This is a genomic window from Algoriphagus oliviformis (assembly GCF_017254915.1).
In the GTDB taxonomy this organism is placed as follows: domain Bacteria; phylum Bacteroidota; class Bacteroidia; order Cytophagales; family Cyclobacteriaceae; genus Algoriphagus; species Algoriphagus oliviformis.
Genome location: NZ_JAFKCT010000001.1, coordinates 34,095 through 52,115 on the forward strand (window position 1 = coordinate 34,095; position 18,021 = coordinate 52,115).

The 18,021-nt window shown below is 54.8% G+C and carries 14 protein-coding genes; 10 read left to right on the top strand and 4 right to left on the bottom strand.

The window, feature by feature from the left end:
- Positions 1-77 precede the first annotated feature (77 nt).
- Entirely contained in the window at positions 78-2,171 is a 2,094-nt protein-coding gene (recG, locus tag J0A68_RS00165; protein WP_206576159.1) for an ATP-dependent DNA helicase RecG, read from the top strand.
- A gap of 18 nt (positions 2,172-2,189) precedes the next feature.
- Here the strand turns inward: recG and J0A68_RS00170 are convergent, their stop codons facing one another.
- Positions 2,190-4,094 (bottom strand): ABC-F family ATP-binding cassette domain-containing protein, encoded by a 1,905-nt coding sequence (locus J0A68_RS00170; protein ID WP_206576160.1) that lies wholly within the window; start codon positions 4,092-4,094, stop codon positions 2,190-2,192.
- Positions 4,095-4,169: 75 nt separating this feature from the next.
- Between J0A68_RS00170 and J0A68_RS00175 the strand changes: the two genes are divergently transcribed.
- The 9 genes from J0A68_RS00175 (at position 4,170) to J0A68_RS00215 (ending at position 13,890) form a co-directional block, all read left to right on the top strand.
- The gene (locus tag J0A68_RS00175; RefSeq protein ID WP_206576161.1) at positions 4,170-4,655 is read left to right on the top strand and encodes a peptide deformylase; all 486 of its coding nucleotides are present in this window, start codon (positions 4,170-4,172) and stop codon (positions 4,653-4,655) included.
- 164 nt (positions 4,656-4,819) lie between these two features.
- On the top strand, positions 4,820-5,764 hold the full coding sequence (locus J0A68_RS00180; protein WP_206576162.1) for a pyridoxal-phosphate dependent enzyme: 945 nt from the start codon (positions 4,820-4,822) through the stop codon (positions 5,762-5,764).
- A gap of 82 nt (positions 5,765-5,846) precedes the next feature.
- Positions 5,847-6,977, top strand: a complete 1,131-nt coding sequence (locus J0A68_RS00185) for an App1 family protein phosphatidate phosphatase (RefSeq protein ID WP_236021308.1) — start codon at positions 5,847-5,849, stop codon at positions 6,975-6,977.
- A 106-nt stretch (positions 6,978-7,083) separates the two neighbouring features.
- On the top strand, positions 7,084-8,622 hold the full coding sequence (gene gltX / locus J0A68_RS00190; protein ID WP_206576163.1) for a glutamate--tRNA ligase: 1,539 nt from the start codon (positions 7,084-7,086) through the stop codon (positions 8,620-8,622).
- A 2-nt stretch (positions 8,623-8,624) separates the two neighbouring features.
- Entirely contained in the window at positions 8,625-8,813 is a 189-nt protein-coding gene (locus tag J0A68_RS00195) for a hypothetical protein (RefSeq protein ID WP_206576164.1), read from the top strand.
- A gap of 89 nt (positions 8,814-8,902) precedes the next feature.
- Positions 8,903-11,653 (top strand): TonB-dependent receptor, encoded by a 2,751-nt coding sequence (locus J0A68_RS00200; protein WP_206576165.1) that lies wholly within the window; start codon positions 8,903-8,905, stop codon positions 11,651-11,653.
- A 32-nt stretch (positions 11,654-11,685) separates the two neighbouring features.
- A complete protein-coding gene (locus J0A68_RS00205) occupies positions 11,686-12,333 on the top strand; it encodes an outer membrane beta-barrel protein (protein WP_206576166.1) in 648 nt (215 codons plus the stop codon).
- Positions 12,334-12,409: 76 nt separating this feature from the next.
- Positions 12,410-12,838 (top strand): type II 3-dehydroquinate dehydratase, encoded by a 429-nt coding sequence (gene aroQ, locus J0A68_RS00210; protein ID WP_206576167.1) that lies wholly within the window; start codon positions 12,410-12,412, stop codon positions 12,836-12,838.
- Complete coding sequence (locus J0A68_RS00215; protein WP_206576168.1) at positions 12,835-13,890, top strand: aminotransferase class V-fold PLP-dependent enzyme; 1,056 nt, start codon at positions 12,835-12,837, stop codon at positions 13,888-13,890. Before aroQ ends, J0A68_RS00215 begins: the two co-directional genes overlap by 4 nt.
- A gap of 217 nt (positions 13,891-14,107) precedes the next feature.
- On the opposite strand, the gene J0A68_RS00220 is transcribed toward J0A68_RS00215, so the two are convergent.
- Genes J0A68_RS00220 through J0A68_RS00230 form a run of 3 tightly spaced genes read right to left on the bottom strand, consistent with a single transcriptional unit; the run spans position 14,108 to position 18,004 of the window.
- The gene (locus J0A68_RS00220; protein ID WP_206576169.1) at positions 14,108-15,460 is read right to left on the bottom strand and encodes a dicarboxylate/amino acid:cation symporter; all 1,353 of its coding nucleotides are present in this window, start codon (positions 15,458-15,460) and stop codon (positions 14,108-14,110) included.
- A gap of 13 nt (positions 15,461-15,473) precedes the next feature.
- Positions 15,474-16,559 carry a chorismate synthase gene (aroC, locus tag J0A68_RS00225; RefSeq protein WP_206576170.1) on the bottom strand — a complete coding sequence of 362 codons (1,086 nt, stop codon included), beginning with the start codon at positions 16,557-16,559 and terminating at the stop codon, positions 15,474-15,476.
- Positions 16,559-18,004 carry a BatD family protein gene (locus J0A68_RS00230; RefSeq protein WP_206576171.1) on the bottom strand — a complete coding sequence of 482 codons (1,446 nt, stop codon included), beginning with the start codon at positions 18,002-18,004 and terminating at the stop codon, positions 16,559-16,561. The genes aroC and J0A68_RS00230 overlap by 1 nt, the downstream gene beginning before the upstream one ends.
- Between the last annotated feature and the right edge of the window lie 17 nt (positions 18,005-18,021).

The following is an 18,021-nucleotide window of genomic DNA, read 5'->3' on the forward strand; positions in this document are numbered from 1 at the left end:
TCCACGACAATTGGTTTCAAAAACTTGGCTTTTGAGCCTGCCGGGGGTTAATTTGCTTTTCGCAAAACCCCAGCCCCTTGACCGGAATTTTTGATACCCGCATCGAGTACCTCAAAGGCGTCGGCCCGCAAAAGGCCGAGCTGCTCAACAAGGAGCTGAACATTTTTACCTACGGGGATCTGCTCCAGCATTACCCTTTTCGCTACGAGGACCGCACCAAATTCTTCAAGGTCAGAGACCTGAGCGAGGAGCTGGAAAACGTGCAGCTCATCGCGCGGATCAAGCGGACGGAGCTGCTCGGAGCCGGAGGAAAGCGGCGCCTGGTCGCCCATGTCTTTGACGAAACGGGCGAGATGGAGATGACCTGGTTTAAGGGCATCCAATGGGTGCAAAAGAAGCTGGTGCCGGGAGCGGTGTATGTTTTCCTGGGAAAACCTGCCCAATACGGCCGCAAATGGAGCATCGCCCACCCCGAGATGGAGCCGCTCTCCACTGCCAACGAAACCCGAAACAACTTCCAGCCGGTGTACTCCACCACAGAGAAGCTCCGGGCGAGATTCCTGGACTCCAAGGGCATCTCCAAGATCATGGAGCAGCTGATCCCGCTGGTGCAGGCGCAGATCCCGGAGACGCTCTCCGCCGAGCTTATGCAGCAATACCAGCTCATCGGCAAAGCGGAGTCAGTCCGGCAGATCCACTTTCCCACGGCTCCCGACTTGCTCAACCGGGCGAGAAAGCGGCTGAAGTTTGAGGAATTTTTCTACCTCCAGCTCCGCCTGCTCACGATGAAGGTCGCGCGTACAGAGAAGTCGCGGGGACAAATCCTCGGCAACACGGACTTGCTCACGGACTTTTACAAAAACCACATCCCCTTTGAGCTGACCAACGCGCAGAAGCGAGTGATCCGCGAGGCCTTCTCCGACATGAAGTCTGGCAAGCAGATGAACCGACTCATCCAGGGCGACGTGGGCAGCGGCAAGACCATGGTCGCCTTCATCTGCACGCTGATCGCCATCAGTTCCGGCGCGCAGGCCTGCCTCATGGCGCCTACCGAGATCCTGGCAAACCAACACTACGAGGGGCTGAAAGAATACGCCGACATGATGGGGATAAAAATCGCTCTGCTGACCGGATCCACCAAAAAGTCCGCACGAAGCATCATCCACGAGGAGCTCTCCTCCGGCGAACTGAAAATCCTGATCGGCACGCATGCCCTGCTCGAAGATGTGGTGCAGTTCCAAAACCTCGGCTTAGCCATCGTCGATGAGCAGCATCGGTTCGGCGTCGCGCAGCGGGCGAAGCTTTGGGCAAAAAACAAAGAATACATCCCGCATGTCTTGGTCATGACCGCCACGCCGATTCCCCGGACTTTGGCCATGACGCTCTATGGAGACTTGGATGTGTCGGTGATCGACGAGCTGCCGGCTGGGCGAAAACCCATCCAAACCGTCCATCGCTACGACAAGGACAGATTGAAGGTCTTCGGCTTTATCCGTGACGAAGTGCTGAAAGGCCGCCAGGTTTACATCGTCTATCCCCTGATCGAGGAATCAGAGACACTGGATCTCAAAAATCTCATGGACGGCTACGAAAGCGTGGCCAGGGCCTTCCCCCAGTTTCCGCTCAGCATCGTGCATGGCGGGATGAAGGCCGATGCCAAGGACTTCGAGATGCAGCGTTTTGTGAAAGGGGAAACCAAGATCATGGTTGCCACCACAGTAATCGAGGTCGGCGTGAACGTACCCAATGCCTCGGTGATGATCATCGAAAATGCCGAGCGCTTTGGCCTCTCCCAGCTCCACCAGCTGCGCGGCCGGGTAGGACGTGGAGCCGAGCAAAGCTACTGTGTCCTCATGAGCAAATATGAGCTGAGCAAAGATTCCCGCATACGCCTGGAGACCATGGTTCGCACCAATGACGGCTTCGAAATCGCCGATGTGGATCTAAAGCTCCGCGGCCCAGGGGACCTCATGGGCACCCAGCAGAGCGGAATCAGCGACCTGCTCATCGCCGACCTGAGCAAGGACGCTCCGATCTTGACGGTGGCAAGGGATGCGGCACAACAGCTGCTGGCCAATGACCCCGATCTCAGCCAGCCAGAAAATGCCCCCATTCTGCGACAGATCAAGCAGCAGAAGAAGACGGCGGTAAACTGGAGCAGAATCAGCTAGAGGCAGCAAGCATGAGGCCTAATCGGCTATCCCGTCCAGTTCGCTGAGCTCCAGCCAGGCAAGTTCCAGTTCTTCCAGCTCCCCGTCTATGGCTTGAAGTCGGCTAGACCAGGTCATCAGCTGATCCATGTCGGAAGTACCTGCGATGATCTTCCCGTTCAGCTCTTCCTTTTCCGCTTCCAGCTTGGCGATGGTTTCGTTGGTTTTCTTGAATTCCTGCTTTTGCTTGTAGCTGGCCTTCACTTTCGCGGCTGCTTCCGGCTTCTCGGCCTTTGGCTCCGCTTTCGGTTCAGCAGTCTTGATACTAGCTTCTTGATACTTGCTACTGTTGTCCTTTTCCCACTCCCGGAAGTCCGTATAGTTACCCGGGAAATCACGGATCACTCCTTCTCCTTCGAATACAAAGAGGTGCTCCACCAGCCTGTCCATGAAGTAGCGGTCGTGGGACACGATGATCAGGCAGCCGGGAAAAGTGTCGAGAAACTCCTCGAGGATATTCAGCGTCATCAGATCCAGGTCGTTGGTCGGTTCGTCGAGGATCAGGAAGTTCGGGTTCTTGATCAAGACCATCAGGAGCTGGAGCCTGCGGCGCTCACCTCCGCTCATCTTGCCGATGGGTGTGAATTGCTGCTTGGGCGGAAAGCCAAATTGCGTCAAAAACTGGCTGACCGTGATCGTCTGACCTTTGTCCAGCACGACGACTTCAGCGACTTCCTTCACCACGTCGATCAGGCGCTTTTCCTCGTCAAATCGGTCTTCCTCCTGGCGGTAGTAGCCAAAAGCGGTCGTCTGTCCCACGGTGACTTTTCCGGCATCTGGGTCCAGCAGACCGGTGATCATCTTGAGGAAAGTCGTCTTTCCGGCTCCGTTTGGCCCGACGATCCCGATGCGGTCTTTCTTTTTGAAGATGTAGGAAAAATCTTTGACTAAGGTCTTCTCGTCAAAGGACTTGCTGATCTTGTCGATTTCCAGAATCTTGTTTCCCAATCGCTGGGTAGAAACGGTCAGTTCGATATCCCGCTCCTCGCGCTTGGTGAAGGCCTTTTCTTTGGTTTCCTCGAAGGCATCCACGCGATACTTGGCTTTGGTGCCGCGGGCTTTGGGCTGGCGTCTGATCCAGTCCAGTTCCTTTTTGTAGAGGCTTTTGGCTTTTTCGATCTCGATGTCCTCGATCTGTATTCGCTCGGCCTTTTTGTCGAGAAAGTAGCCGTAGTTGCCTTGGTAGCGGTGGATCTTTCCCTGGTCAAGTTCGAGGATTTCGTTGGTGACTTTTTCGAGAAAATAGCGGTCGTGCGTCACCATGAAGATGGATAGGTTGGCTTTCGCCAGATAGTCCTCCAGCCATTCGATAGTCTCCAGGTCGAGATGGTTGGTCGGTTCATCAAGTAGCAACAAATCCGGCTTTTCTAGGATGGCTTTCGCCAAAGCAACGCGCTTGCGCTGACCTCCGGAGAGATTGCCCACAGCCAGCTCGGTGTCGTGGAGGCCGAGTTTTCCCAAAACCTCCTTCACTTGGTATTCAAAATCCCAAGCCTGCAAAGCGTCCATTTTCTCGAACAGCTTGGACATCTTGTCCGAGTTGTCGATGCCGCGCTCCGCATCCAGCATGGCCTTGTGGTAGTCCTCGATCACTCGAAGCACTTCAGAATTACTCTGGTCAAAGATGGTCTGGTAGATGCTCAGGTTGGCTTCGAAGACCGGATTTTGGTGCACGTAGGCGATTTTCACCGATTGGTTAAGCGCGACTTGGCCGGTGTCGGGGATCTCCAGACCCATGATGATCTTCATGAGGGTGGACTTGCCGGCACCGTTGATGCCGACCAGGGCGATTTTTTGCCCTTGGGAAATGCCAAAAGAGATATTGGAAAACAGCTTCCGTTCCCCGAAAGCCTTGCTGAGGTTCTCAACCGATAGGTAATTCATGCCGCAAAAGTAGGGAAAAGCCAGCCTTTAAACGTGTTGCCTTTTATTCTTTAGCGGAAATAATAACTTCCGACCATGAAAACCATCCATGACATCCTCAAGCTGGGAGACGCCAGACTTTATGAAATTTGTGAACCTGTGGTCGAATCTGATTTACAACTGGTTCCTGTTTGGGTGCAGCAACTCCATGAAGCCATGGAGGATATTCGAAGAGTCTATGGATTCGGCCGTGCGATAGCAGCGCCGCAATTGGGGATCATGAAGCGGATGTTCTACCTGAATTTGGATCGACCCTACATCGTCCTCAATCCCGAACTCAAGGATCTCAGTAAGGATCAGTTCGAGCTCTGGGATGACTGCATGAGTTTTCCCAATCTGCTCGTTCGGGTGCAGCGCCACCAAAGTCTTACCTTGGAATACCTAGATGAAAATTGGGAGCCACAGTCTTGGAAAGTAGAAGGAGCCATTTCAGAATTGATCCAGCATGAATACGATCATCTCAATGGAGTATTGTGCACGATGCGAGCGATTGACGAGAAATCATTTCGATGGAAAGGTTGACAACAATTTCCCCACAGATCTTCACGGAAAAAGACACGGATCTCCCCAGATTTTCATCCGATTTTTGATCTGCGTTTATCTGTGATCGTATCTGTGCAAATCCGTGGGAGACAGCTGTTGCTGAATAGCTTTTTAGACAATGGCCGAAAACCTATCTTTAAGCCATGACTTTCCCGACCCTCTCCGATATCCGCGCGGCGCATGCCCGCATCCAACCCTTTGTCCATCGCACACCCGTTTTGACCTCATCAGCGATCAATGAAATCGCCGGTTGCGAGCTGTTTTTCAAGTGCGAAAACTTCCAAAAAGTGGGGGCTTTCAAAGCGCGGGGTGCTGCCAATGCCGTGCTGAAGCTTTCTCCCGAACAAAAAGCCAAAGGCGTGGCAACCCACTCCTCTGGCAACCATGCCGCCGCCCTCGCCCGGGCGGCTAGCGTAGCGGGAATTCCCGCCTACATCGTAATGCCATCCAATGCTCCGGAGATCAAAAAGAAGGCGGTAAGCGGCTATGGAGGAGAAATCGTCGAGTGCGAGCCGACCTTGAAGGCGCGGGAATCCACGCTGGAGGATGTGGTCGAGAAAACCGGAGCGACCTTTATCCCGCCTTTTGACTACTTGGATGTGATCGAGGGGCAGGCCACTTGTGCGCTGGAGCTGCTGGAGGAGCAGCCCAACCTTGATATCGTCATGGCACCGGTTGGTGGAGGCGGACTTTTGGCTGGAACGGCCCTGACGGTTCACTACCTGAATCCGTCTATCCAAGTCATAGCCGGCGAACCCAGCGGCGCAGACGATGCATTTCGTTCCATGCAGGCAGGGGCGATCCTTCCCAACGAAAAGACCCAAACCATCGCCGACGGGTTATTGACGTCGGTGGGCAAGTTGCCTTTCGCAGTGATCCAACAGCACGTAGAAGCGATTCTATTGGCCACCGACCCCCAAATCGTCGAAGCCATGCGCCTGCTCTACGAGCGGATGAAGCTGGTCGTAGAGCCTTCCGGGGCGGTTCCCTTGGCGGCACTTATGGCCAACAAGGAGCGTTTTGCAGGCAAAAGAGTCGGCATCATCCTCTCGGGCGGCAACGTGGACTTGGGGAAATTGCCTTTTTAATCCAGCTCAAAAGAGATCAAAAAGTTGTAATTGTATTTATAACTTTTGCTTAAAATCAGGAAAGTTGTAATCATGATTAAAATTGTCGGATAAAGCACCCCGAAAATCCCGCATCCTTCCCGCCCTGTACTACCTCAAGCAGCAGGTGTCCAAGCTCAAGCTCTGGCTGCTGGTGAAGCTGGGCTTTGTGAAAAAAGTCCTGATCCAGCCCTACGCAGGCTATGGTAATGGAAGGGAGATCTATCTGGCGGGTCGGGTGCTGGCGGACCGCAATATCCAGGCTGCGGCACCGGAGGATAGTTTTTGGAGGAATTTCGGGAAGATGAGGCGGCGCTTTTTCTCCATCGTCTTCCCCGGAGTGGGTTTGGAGGCGGAGTTTCAGGGAAAGACCATCCAAACCACCACGGATGAGGAAGGCTATTTTGAGATCAAAATGGTTCTGGAAAATGGCCCCTTGCCGGTGGGCTGGCATCCCGTCCGCCTGCGTCTGCTGCACGACCTGCTGGGGCGACAGACGGAAGTGGTGGCCTTGGGCGAGGTGTATATCCCTGCCGAGGACGCGGACTTCGGCATTATTTCAGATATCGACGACACCATCTTGACTACCGGGGCGATGCGGCTTTGGGAGATGCTAAAGGTGACGTTTGGGCAAAATGCCCATACGCGCGTGCCCTTTGCCGGGGTGTCGGAGTTTTACGACGCGCTGCGCCGAGGCGATGACCGCATCCTGAGCAATCCCATTTTTTACGTGTCAAGCAGCCCTTGGAACCTCTACGATTTCCTGATGGAGTTTCTTGATATCCACCACATTCCCAAAGGACCGCTGATGCTCCGTGACTTGGGCTTGTCCCGGGATCAGTGGATTGCCGGTCCGCACCGAGAGCACAAGCTGAAACAGATCGAGCATATTTTGGAGGTGTTTGCGGAGCTACGATTTGTCCTGATCGGGGACAGTGGACAGGAGGATCCGACTATCTATCACGAGATCATCGGGAAGTTTCCCGGCAGGATCTTGGCGGTTTATATCCGGGATGTGTCCGGGGCGGACCTTTCCCTATTGGCTCGGGAGTATTTGGAAAAAGGCGTGGAGCTGGTATTGGTCAAAGACACCCTGGAAGCCGCCAAGCACGCGCTGGGGAAGGGCTGGATCTTGGAGTGGGAAAAAGCGAAAATCGAGGGGCAGAAGAGAAAGGATGAGGAAGCCGATAGCTGAAGGAAGTACATTTGCCTTCCCCCTTTCCCCGACAATTCCCTAACTTTGCTGCCTGATTTGATCCAAACCCAGCCCGTTGGAGGGCTGCTAGCACATAAGACAACCCATGAGCAGAGAAGTTAGAGTACGATTTGCCCCCTCACCCACAGGAGCCCTGCATATAGGCGGCGTCCGCACCGCCCTTTACAATTATCTTTTTGCAAAAAAGATGGGAGGCAAGTTCCTCCTCCGCATCGAGGACACCGACCAGACCCGCTTCGTACCCGGCGCGGAGGAATATATCAAGGAATCCCTGGAATGGCTGGGCATCGCCCCCGAGGAGAGCCCCTGGAATCCCGGTGACTGCGGCCCCTATCGCCAGTCCGAGCGCAAGCCCATGTACATGCAGTATGCGCTCGATTTGGTGGAAAAAGGCCACGCCTACTACGCATTTGATACTTCCGAAGAGCTGGAGGCCATGCGCGAGCGCCTGACCGCTGCCCGCGTGGTGTCGCCACAATACAACAGCATCACCCGCACCCAGATGAAAAACTCCCTGACGCTCTCCGCCGAGGAGGTGAAGGCGAGGCTGGAGTCGGGCGATCCCTATGTGATCCGCGTGAAGATCCCGAGAAACGAGGAGGTTCGCCTCAACGACATGATCCGTGGCTGGGTGATGGTAAATACCGGTACGCTCGACGACAAAGTACTCATGAAGTCCGACGGCATGCCGACCTACCATCTGGCCAACATCGTGGATGACCACCTCATGGGCATCACCCACGTGATCCGAGGGGAGGAATGGCTGCCATCCGCACCGCTTCACGTGCTGCTTTACAAGTATTTTGGATGGGAGAGCACCATGCCACAGTTTGCGCATTTGCCACTTTTGCTGAAGCCGGATGGCAACGGCAAGCTTTCCAAGCGTGATGGCGATAAGCTGGGCTTCCCGGTTTTTCCATTGAACTGGACAGATCCTTTCTCTGGGGAAAAAGCCTCCGGATTCCGCGAGCAAGGGTATTTGGCCGATGCCTTTATCAATTTCCTCGCGTTTCTGGGCTGGAATCCCGGTGACGACCGGGAGCTTTTCACCTTGGAAGATTTGGTGGAAGCGTTCTCCGTAGAGCGCATTGGCAAGTCCGGGACCAAGTTTGACATCGCCAAGGCCAAGTGGTACAACGAGCAATACCTTCGCTCCAAGCCGACTTCCGAATTGACCGGTTTCTTGCTCGCTGACGCGAAAGCCGAGGGACTGGAAGTGCCCGCCGACAAAGCCGCGGCTATCGTGGATCTGGTGAAAGGACGGGTGACTTTCCCCGCGGATCTGTGGAAGGAGAGCAAGTTTATGGTCTCGGCGCCGGAGAAGTTTGACGAGGGCGTGGCGGCAAAGAAATGGAATGCCGACGCGGTGAAGTTGCTCGGAGCCTACGCTACGGCACTGGACACGTTCGAAGGGACTTTTGACGCAGTCAGCGCCAAATCCCTGCTGGAAAGCACCGCCGAAACCGAGGGCATCAAGCTCGGCAAGGTGATGCAGGCCGTCCGCTTGGCGGTGACCGGGATGGGTGGAGGCCCGGATTTGATGGAGGTTTTTGCTATCTTGGGCAAGGAAGAAGTGGCCAAAAGAATCCGATTTGCGTTAAGCAGATTGACAGTCGTAGCATAAAGATGACCAAGAAAAAGAAAAAAGATACCGATCCCAAGGTCCACGAGGAGCTGAAGGGATTCAAGATGGAGATCAATTCCTTTGGGGAGATCTCCTCCAGTTTCTCGATTGACAAGATCAACGAGTTTCTCAACAAAAACGTCGAGGACAAAAAGCTGAAGGACCGTGACGACCTGAGCAAGGACGAGTAGGTACTTCGAATGTTAAAAAACAGAACTAAAAGCTCCGCATCGGAGCTTTTTTCATATACTTGGAAATCACTTTCCCCAGCCTTTACAAGATGAAAAAAGTCCTCCTTAGCCTCTGCCTTTGTTTGGGCTTAGTCCTGCAGCTTTTTGCGCAAACCGGGCGGCTCACCGGTACGGTCAAAGACGCAGAAACCGGCGAGCCCCTCCCTTTTTGCAGCGTTTTCCTCAACAATACCACCATCTCCACCACCACGGATATGGAGGGAAACTATACCCTCGAAGGACTGGAACCAGGGGCCTTGGAAATCGGCTTTTCCTTCACCGGCTACATCGCAGAAACCAAAAAGACCACGCTAAACCCCGGAGGAACGATGACGCTCCACCTTGCGCTGAAGCCCTTTGCCCAAGAGCTCAGCGACGTGGAGATCAAGGCTTCCCGGGACAAAAACTGGGAGCGCGACCTGCGCAAGTTTCAAAACCTCTTCCTAGGCATAGACGAAGCCGCCGCCCAAACCCAGATCATGAACCCGTGGGTGATAGACTTTCCCGCGGCGGAGGAGAAGGGCGCTTTTACCGCCAAAGCCGATCAGCCCATAGAGATCGAAAACCGCTACCTGGGCTACAAGATCACGTTTAACCTCAGGGACTTTTTCGACTCCCCCACCAGCTATCGCATCGCGGGAGCGGCGAGGTTTGAGGAGATGGAGGCGGGCACGGACGCCCAAAAGTCCGCTTGGGAGAAAAACCGAGCGGATGTGTACCGCAAGTCGCCCATGAACATGTTTCGTGCGATGCTACAGGGCACGCAGGAGCGGGAGGGCTTTTACCTCTATGGGGACAAGGCGGGAGGCTCAGCCAGCATGAACATGCGCTCGGACATCTTTGCCAACGAGCTGGGCAAGTCGGTCGTGCCCTACAAGGCCGATCCGCTCATTTCCCCCGCCAATACCGCGGGAGAGTCCATCATCAATCTCAAGGGCCGCATCGAAATCCACTACCAAAAGGGCTACTCCCAAGCCAATACCTACAAAGACGCCCCCTACCCCATCTCTTGGCTGGAAGTAAGCGGGGGAAAAGTGCGCGTTCGTGAAAACGGGACGGTGATGAATCCCCAGGATCTGGTCTTCTCCGGCGACATGGACCGCAAGCGGATCTCCAATCTCTTGCCTTTGGACTATGACGCCCAAAAGGCCATCATGCTCCAGGATCTCGCCAAGACCGCCAAAAACTACCAGGAGAAAGTCTACCTCCACACCGACAAGCCTTACTACTACGCCGGCGACCAGGTTTTTTTCAAGGGATATTTCGCCTATGGCAATCCCTACCTGAGGGACGAGCTCAGCCGTGTACTGCATTTGGAAATCATCAGCCAAGAAAGGGATTTGGTGATTGAAAAGAAATTCCCGATTCGGGATGGAATAGTAGTAGGTGATTTTTATTTGCCCGACTCCATGGCGGGTGAAAAGTACTTCCTCCGTGCCTACACCAACTGGATGCGCAACTACGGCCCCAACCAATATTTCCTCCAAGCACTGACCATCCTCGATCCGTACAAACGTATCGCTCCCGAAGAAGCCGAAACCAACTGGCCAGGCACCAGTCCGGTGCTTCGCGCCGACAAGACTAGCTTTGGCCTTAGGGAAAAGGTGACCTTGACGATAAAAGCCAGCGACAAAGATGGACGTGCCGTCCCGGCTACCCTTTCCGTAGGGGCTTGGGATGCTCGGCAGCTCGTACCGATGAAACGAACAGTGAAAATGGAGGACGCCCTCGATCTGCAGCGCGTACCGGAGGAGCTGGGTTTGGAGCGTTTCTCCTACGGCATAGAGCACAGCCTGAGCCTGATGGGCAAGGTGACCGATGAAAAAGGCAAGGGAGCCGCCGTCGCAGTGACAGCCTTTGTCAATGACTTTCAGGGAATGATCGATTTGGAATCGGGAAGTGACGGGGCTTTTGTCCTGGAGGACATGGAATTTTATGGACCTATGCAGCTGGCTTTTTCTGCTTTGGACAAAAAAGGAAAACCGCTCAACGTGACGATAGAGCAAGCCCTGAAGGCCCCGATCTCCCTGCCCGCCGATGCTTTTTTCCCAAAAGTAACCATCCTCGCCACGCCGGTCAGGACGCCGGCATCCGAGCCCGAGCTACCCGCTGATCGCCCCGCAAACACCCGTCCCCAAGAAAAGCCAGCCATCTACGGCGCACCGGACTTTGTGGTGAAGGGCGAAGACCTCGCCAAGACCGGGGTGAACTCGGACTTGGTCAACAGCCTCTCGGGCCACGTGCCCAGCATGCGCGTGACCCAGGTCGGCGCCACGGGGCAGCAACAGATCCGCATCCGTGCGGGGGCAGTGTCGGGAGGCTCTTCCATGGAGCCAATCGTGATGCTCAACGGCGCGATCATGGGTGCTACTGGCGGATCCAATGCGGCAAACAACCTGCGCGGCATCAACCCCTACGACATCGACCGCGTGGAGATCGTGACCCGAATGGCGCCCATGCTCGGAGACCAGGGCCGGAATGGAATCATCGCCGTCTATCTCAAGGATGAGCTGCAGGCGGAGGACATGTCCGGCATGCCGGGGGTGACGGAGTTTGTCGTGCAGGGCTATCAGCCTCAGGGCAACTTTGTAGTCTTGGACTACGGGCAGCTCACCGACAAGATCGAAAAAGACGACCGCCAAACGCTCTACTGGAATCCGTTCTTGGTGACGGATGAGAAGGGGGAGGCTACACTTACCTTCTACTCCAACGACTCCGGGGGCCCCGTGGTCGTCGAAGTGAAGGGCTTGGGTGTGAATGGAGAAATCATCAGCGGGACGCTTATCCTCAACCGGGACTAGCCCGGAGTGGCCGAATTCCCTTACTTTTGGACATGAATAAAATTCTCTTTGCCCTGCTGCTGCTCGCCATGCCCCTCGGGGCTTTTGCGCAGCTCAGTGTGGGGATCAGGGGAGGATACGCCACCTCCTCCTACAGCTACCAAGGCACCTCCTCTACCCGCAGCACTTCGGTGGACGGGATCGGAGCGCCTACTTTTGCTTTTGTGGTGGAGTATTTCAGCTCGAAAAATGCGGGGGTCGAGCTCAATCTCCAGCAGCTGACGCTTGGATTCCGGCAGTTCAATGCCGACGAAAAGCTGAACCACACGGAGCTGACTTACTTGAAAGCGCCCTTCTTGGCAAGTTTTTTCGCAGGAAGATCGGGAAGGTTTCAGATCAAGTTTGGGCCCCATCTGGGCTATCTGCTCAAGGCCGAGGACATCAGCCGGGAATATTCCGGGGCTACGCCCCCTGAGCTGCCCACGTATGGCGGCGCCGGCGACTCCCCAAACAAGCTGATGTACGGCTTGACCGCCGGAGCGGGGATTTCGAAGCTGTTTGGGAAAAGCACGATCTCCGGCGAGGTCCGGTTTGCATACGACTTCACCAACCCCGAGGGCCAAGACAGAATCTACGACATGAACTCCACCAATCTGGAATTTACTCTGGCCTATCTTTTCCGAATAAAAGAATGGAAGTAGAAAAGTAGCGTGCTCTGGGCGTTGCAAGCTTCGGGGGACTACTTAACTTTGGCCAAAGCTTTAAACCTATTCTGTCTTGCAAATCCAAATTATCAACGGCCCAAACCTGAACCTACTGGGAAAACGCGAACCCGAAATCTACGGGAGCGAGTCTTTCGAAGACTATTTCGAACAACTGAAAAAGCGCTTTCCCCAGGTAGAACTCCACTACTTCCAAAGCAACGTGGAAGGAGAACTGATCAACAAAATCCACGAAGTGGGCTTTTCCTTTGATGCGATTTTGCTCAACGCGGGCGGCTACACCCACACCTCCGTGGCGATCTCCGATGCCATCGCGGGCGTGACGACTCCGACGCTGGAGGTCCACATCTCCAATATCTACAAGCGCGAAGAGTTTCGCCACAAGAGCATCATCTCCAAGTCCTGCGTCGGCATGATCTCCGGCCTGGGCCTGAAGGGCTACGAACTCGGCATTACCTACTTTCTCAACACGCCAGCACTATGATCACTTTCGCTCCGGGCCCGTCCAAAGTCTATGACGCGCTGCCCCAATACATGCAGGATGCTTACCAACAGGGAATCCTCAGCGCCAACCACCGCAGCTCGGTCTTCATGAACCTCTATCAGGAGACCGAAAAGCTGATGCGCGAAAAACTCCACATGCCCGAGGACTACAAGCTGCTCTTTACCTCCTCGGCGACCGAAAACTGGGAGATCATCACCCAGTCCATCGTGGAGAAGGCGAGTTTTCATATCTATTCCGGTTCCTTCGGAAAAAAGTGGCTGGAATACGCCAAACACATCGTGCCTGCGACCGGAGCATTGAAGCTGGAAGCCAACCAAGCCCTCGATGTGGCGGGATTGGAGATCGGCGAAGATTTTGACCTGATCGCCATTACCCAAAACGAAACGGCTAACGCCACGCAAGTGCCGATGGGCGTGATCGCCGAAATCGGCGAGAAATACCCTGAAAAAATGATCGCTGTCGACACCACCTCCTCGATGGGAGGCATTGAGCTCGACTTTTCCCTAGCGGACATATGGTACGCTTCGGTGCAAAAATGCTTTGGCCTCCCGGCAGGCTTGGGGATCTTGGTGGTGTCTCCGCAAGCCATAGCCAAGGCCGAGCAAAAAGGAGAACGAGGGCGCTACAACAGCCTCAACTTCATGCTCGAAAACGCGGCGGGCTACCAGACCCACTACACGCCAAACGTTTTCGGGATCTATCTGCTGAATCGCGTGCTGCGTGATCTGGAGGAAATCCAGCATGTGGACGAGCGCCTCAGAGCGCGAATGCTCAAGCTGGAGACGGCCGTGGCACAGTCTGACAAGTTTCGCTTGCTGGTGGACAATGAGCTGACCCGAAGCACGACGGTACTGGCGGTAGCTGGCTCTGAGGAGCTGATCGCAGCGGTGAAAAAGGCAGCAGAAAAGGAAGGCATGCAGCTGGGAAGCGGCTACGGCCCGCTAAAGCCTACCAGCTTCCGCATCGCCAATTTCCCGGCGATCACCGATGCCGAGTTTGACCGGCTGATCGGTTTTCTGAAAAGCTATTAAAAACGAAGCCCGGACTTTTTGATCCGGGCTTCGGTGTTTTTAGGATATGACTATCCGCTTTTATGCCAGTAGGAAGCCGCGACATTCCGAAAGAACGCTAAAATTGGGGCTTTGCCCTACTTCGGTCTTCGGTCATCGGTCTTCCGACCTGCCTGGGCAGACAGGCTCGAGTGAAGAAGCAAATTCGCTTACTGGTAAGATTGCGGATAATCATGTTTTAGGATTCTTCCTGCACGCTTTCGTTGGCGGTGAAGGGATTGCTTTTTCGGATGAGTCCCTCGGGCAGCTCGCCCTCTGTGCTGGCGACGACCGTCGTCACCACCACGTCACCGGTGACGTTCACCACCGTACGGAACATGTCCAAGATCCTGTCCGGGGCGATGATCAGCGCAATGCCCGCCGCGGGGACTTGGATGGCTTCCAATACGATGATCAGCATGATCAGTCCCGCTCCCGGCACCCCCGCCGAGCCGATGGAGGCCAGCGTAGCAGTCAAGACGATCATCAGCTGCTGGGTGATGCTCAGATCCATGCCCAAAGCCTGGGCGATGAACACGGCCGCTACACCCTGATAGAGGCTGGTACCGTCCATGTTGACCGTCGCGCCGAGCGGGAGGACAAAGCTGGAGATGTTTTCAGATACGCCGATCTCTTCCTCTACCTGCTTCATGGTCACCGGCAGGGTGGCAGAGCTGGAGGAAGTGGTAAAGGCCAGAAGCTGGGCTGGGCGAATGGCTTTGAAAAACTCTTTGTAAGGCACCTTGGTGAAAAGCCTCAGGATACCCGGATAAACCAACAGTACCATCATCGCCAGTCCGCCGAGTACGACCAAGCTATACTTGAGCAGGGCCAAGAGGAGCTGCACCGCAGAGTCCGGGTTGTTGCCGGCGATCTCCACGATCAGCGAAGCCATCAGCGCAAACACGCCGTAGGGAGCCACCATCATGATGTAGTTGACGATCTGGATGATGACATCATTGAACCCGTCAAAAAAGGCGATGATGGGATCTGCCTTCGATTTCGGGATTTGCAAAAGCGCCACGCCTACCAGCAAAGCGAAAAAGACGACCTGAAGCATGGCTCCGTTGGAGGTGGTGGCGGCAAAGATGTTTTCCGGCACAATGTCCACGAGGGGTTGTAGTGGGCTTTGCTGTTGGATTTCCGTAGCCTGGCCCACTTTGCTTCCCGCGTCGCCCTGGTAGAGCTGCATCAGGTTTTCGCGGGTGTCTGCCGGAAGGCTTTTTCCAGGAGTGAAGACGTTGACCAGTCCCAGCCCAACCGTGATTGCGATGACTGTAGTACAAAGGTAAATCGCTATGGTTTTGCCACCGATCCTACTGAGCTTGGAGACATCTCCCAGGTTGGATACCCCCACGATGAGCGACGCCAATACCAGCGGTACGGCGATCATCTTCAGTCCATTGATAAAGATGGTGCCGATAGGCTTGATATAGTCTAGGGTAAATGAATTGGGGAGGCCCGTTTTGATCACCACCAGGCCGAAGACAAGTCCGAGGACTAGACCGATGATGATCTGGGTATGTAAGGGTATCTTTTTCTTCTTTTTCAAGGGATGGGTGAGTTTATATTTCCGCAAGTTTATTGGTTTTGGCGATCAGCAGAAAGTCGGAAATTACCAACGCCGCCATCGCCTCCACAATCGGTACCGCACGGGGTACCACGCAGGGGTCGTGCCGCCCTTTTCCACTCACGGTCACGGTCTCGCCAGCTTCGTTGAGGGACTCTTGGTCTTGCATGATCGTGGCCACGGGCTTGAAAGCCACGCGGAAATAAATGTCTTCCCCGTTACTGATGCCGCCTTGGATGCCGCCGGAGTGGTTGGTCACGGTATGGATTTCTTCTCCTTCTTTGACAAAGGCGTCGTTGTGCTCGGAGCCCCGCATCTTGACCCCCTCGAAGCCGCTGCCGTATTCGAAGCCCTTCACGGCATTGATGCTCAGCATGGCCTTGCCCAGCTCGGCATGGAGCCTGTCAAAGACCGGCTCCCCGAGTCCCGGAGGGGTATTTCTGATCACGCAGGTGACCACGCCTCCGATGGTGTCACGATCGAGCCTTACCTGGTCGATCAGCGCGATCATCCGGTCGGCTATCTCCGGATCGGGGCATCGGACGATGTTTTCCTCGGCCAGATCCAGATTGAGTTCAGTATAGTCTTTTTCCAGACCCAACTCACCGACTTGGGAGACAAAGGCTTGGATCTGGATGTTTTTGGTCTGGAGAAACTGCTTGGCGATCGCACCGGCAGCTACCCTGGCGGCCGTCTCCCTAGCGCTGGATCGTCCACCACCCCGGTAGTCTCGGATGCCGTACTTTTCGAAGTAGGTGTAGTCGGCATGGGAGGGGCGGAATTTGTCCGCGATGTGGGAGTAGTCCTTGCTCTTCTGGTCGGAGTTTTGGATCACGATGCCGATGGGCGTCCCGGTAGTCTTGCCCTCAAATACCCCGGAGAGGATCTGGATTTCGTCCTCTTCCTTGCGCTGGGTAGTGATCTTGGATTGGCCGGGCTTCCTTCGCTGCATTTCGAGCCGGATTTTCTCCTCGTCCAGTTCCAGACCCGCTGGACACCCTTCCACAATAGCTCCCAGGGCTTTTCCATGTGACTCACCGAACGTGGTGATCTTGAAAAGCTTGCCAAATGAATTTCCCATTATTTTTTCTTGATTATCAAGACCGCCAGCAGGGCGACTGCTCCCAGGAGGAGCACGTTGATTGCGGTCGTAAAATAGTATTTATATTGCTCGTTTAAAAACTGGTTGCTCTCCGAGCCGATTCGGTCGTAGATGCCTCCCAGTCTTTGGCCGGAAATGGCCTGATTCACTTTGCTCTCCCCCGAAACGATGATTTTTGCCTCCGGCCGAAGGGTGTCGTAGACTGCCCGCACGGGATCAAAGTAGATCCACTGGAAGTGGTCGTCCAGGTCGTACTCTCCGGCTTCGTTGATGGTGATGTAGTAGTTGTATTCCTTGATGCCGGACACCCTTCCATAGCCTTGGTTGATCTGCTGGCGCACGTTCGGGTCAAAGGTGTTGAGGTTGGTGCCCGTGAGGCGCTTGGGCGGAGAGATGGAGTTGATGTTGCCCACGCCGCTGATCCCAAAATTGTACTCAAAGCCCTGGCCAGTCTCCACTTCCAGCTTGCTGATGTTTTCGCGCAGCTGGAATACCCCCACGCTCACCTCGTTTTTGAGCGGGTGTGCCGGAAGGGGCTTCACGGTGATCGTTTGGGGAGTGGAATAGAAGGTCTTGAAGTCCTCCTGGCGATTGGCTCCGAAGAAGGTCGGATTTTTCGCAATCCTGTATTTGATCATTTCCCAAGGCACCCGCGGCAGCTCGATGGTGCCTTCGGAAAAGGGGAAGAAGGAAGCCTCATAGACTTTGTACCGCATCCACCGCTTGTTGTTGATCACGACCAGCTCGGGCTGGATATTGGTGATGTTGAAGTTTTCCTCCCAGGCGTTGTTTGGCTTGAGCTTTTTGAGAATGGCGTCCAGCTGCCTGCCTGGCTCGTAGAAGTCGAAGGGCGCTTGGTTTTGCTCGGACATGTAGAAGGCCACGCTCAGATTGAAGCCCTCGCCGGCAAAAATCTCCTTTTTGTCCACCGATACGGAGAAAAAGGCATCGTCATCGAGCTCCACATACTCAGGCTCTTCCGCCGTGCGGCCAAAAAATTCCGCAAAAGGGTCGGTGGTGTTGCCGCCAAAGCCCTGATTGCTCGACGCGTCCCCCACGGTGATGGATTTGCCGGGGGAGCTGTAGGATTCACCGTTGATCAGCACCGAGAAGTTGCCCAAGGCAAACTGTCCCTTGCGGCTGGGCTTGTAGTATTGGATGATGCTGTTGGAGCTGCTCATCTGTCCATTGATGATGTTCATGGACGAGGACTGGGAGATGCCCTGCTTCTGGAATCCGGGGATTTCCGGAAACTGGTCGTAGGATTTGATCTTGTCGTTGGACAGGGTCACCTTGATCGTAAACGTCTCATTCAGTCCTATTTCGTCCGGACCCAGGTCGATTTTGACATCTTGGGCATGGACAAAATTCACAAGAAGAAAGCTTAGGCATACGAAAGCGAGACGGAGCATCGTTTTGGTCATGGATGCGAAAGTAGGGA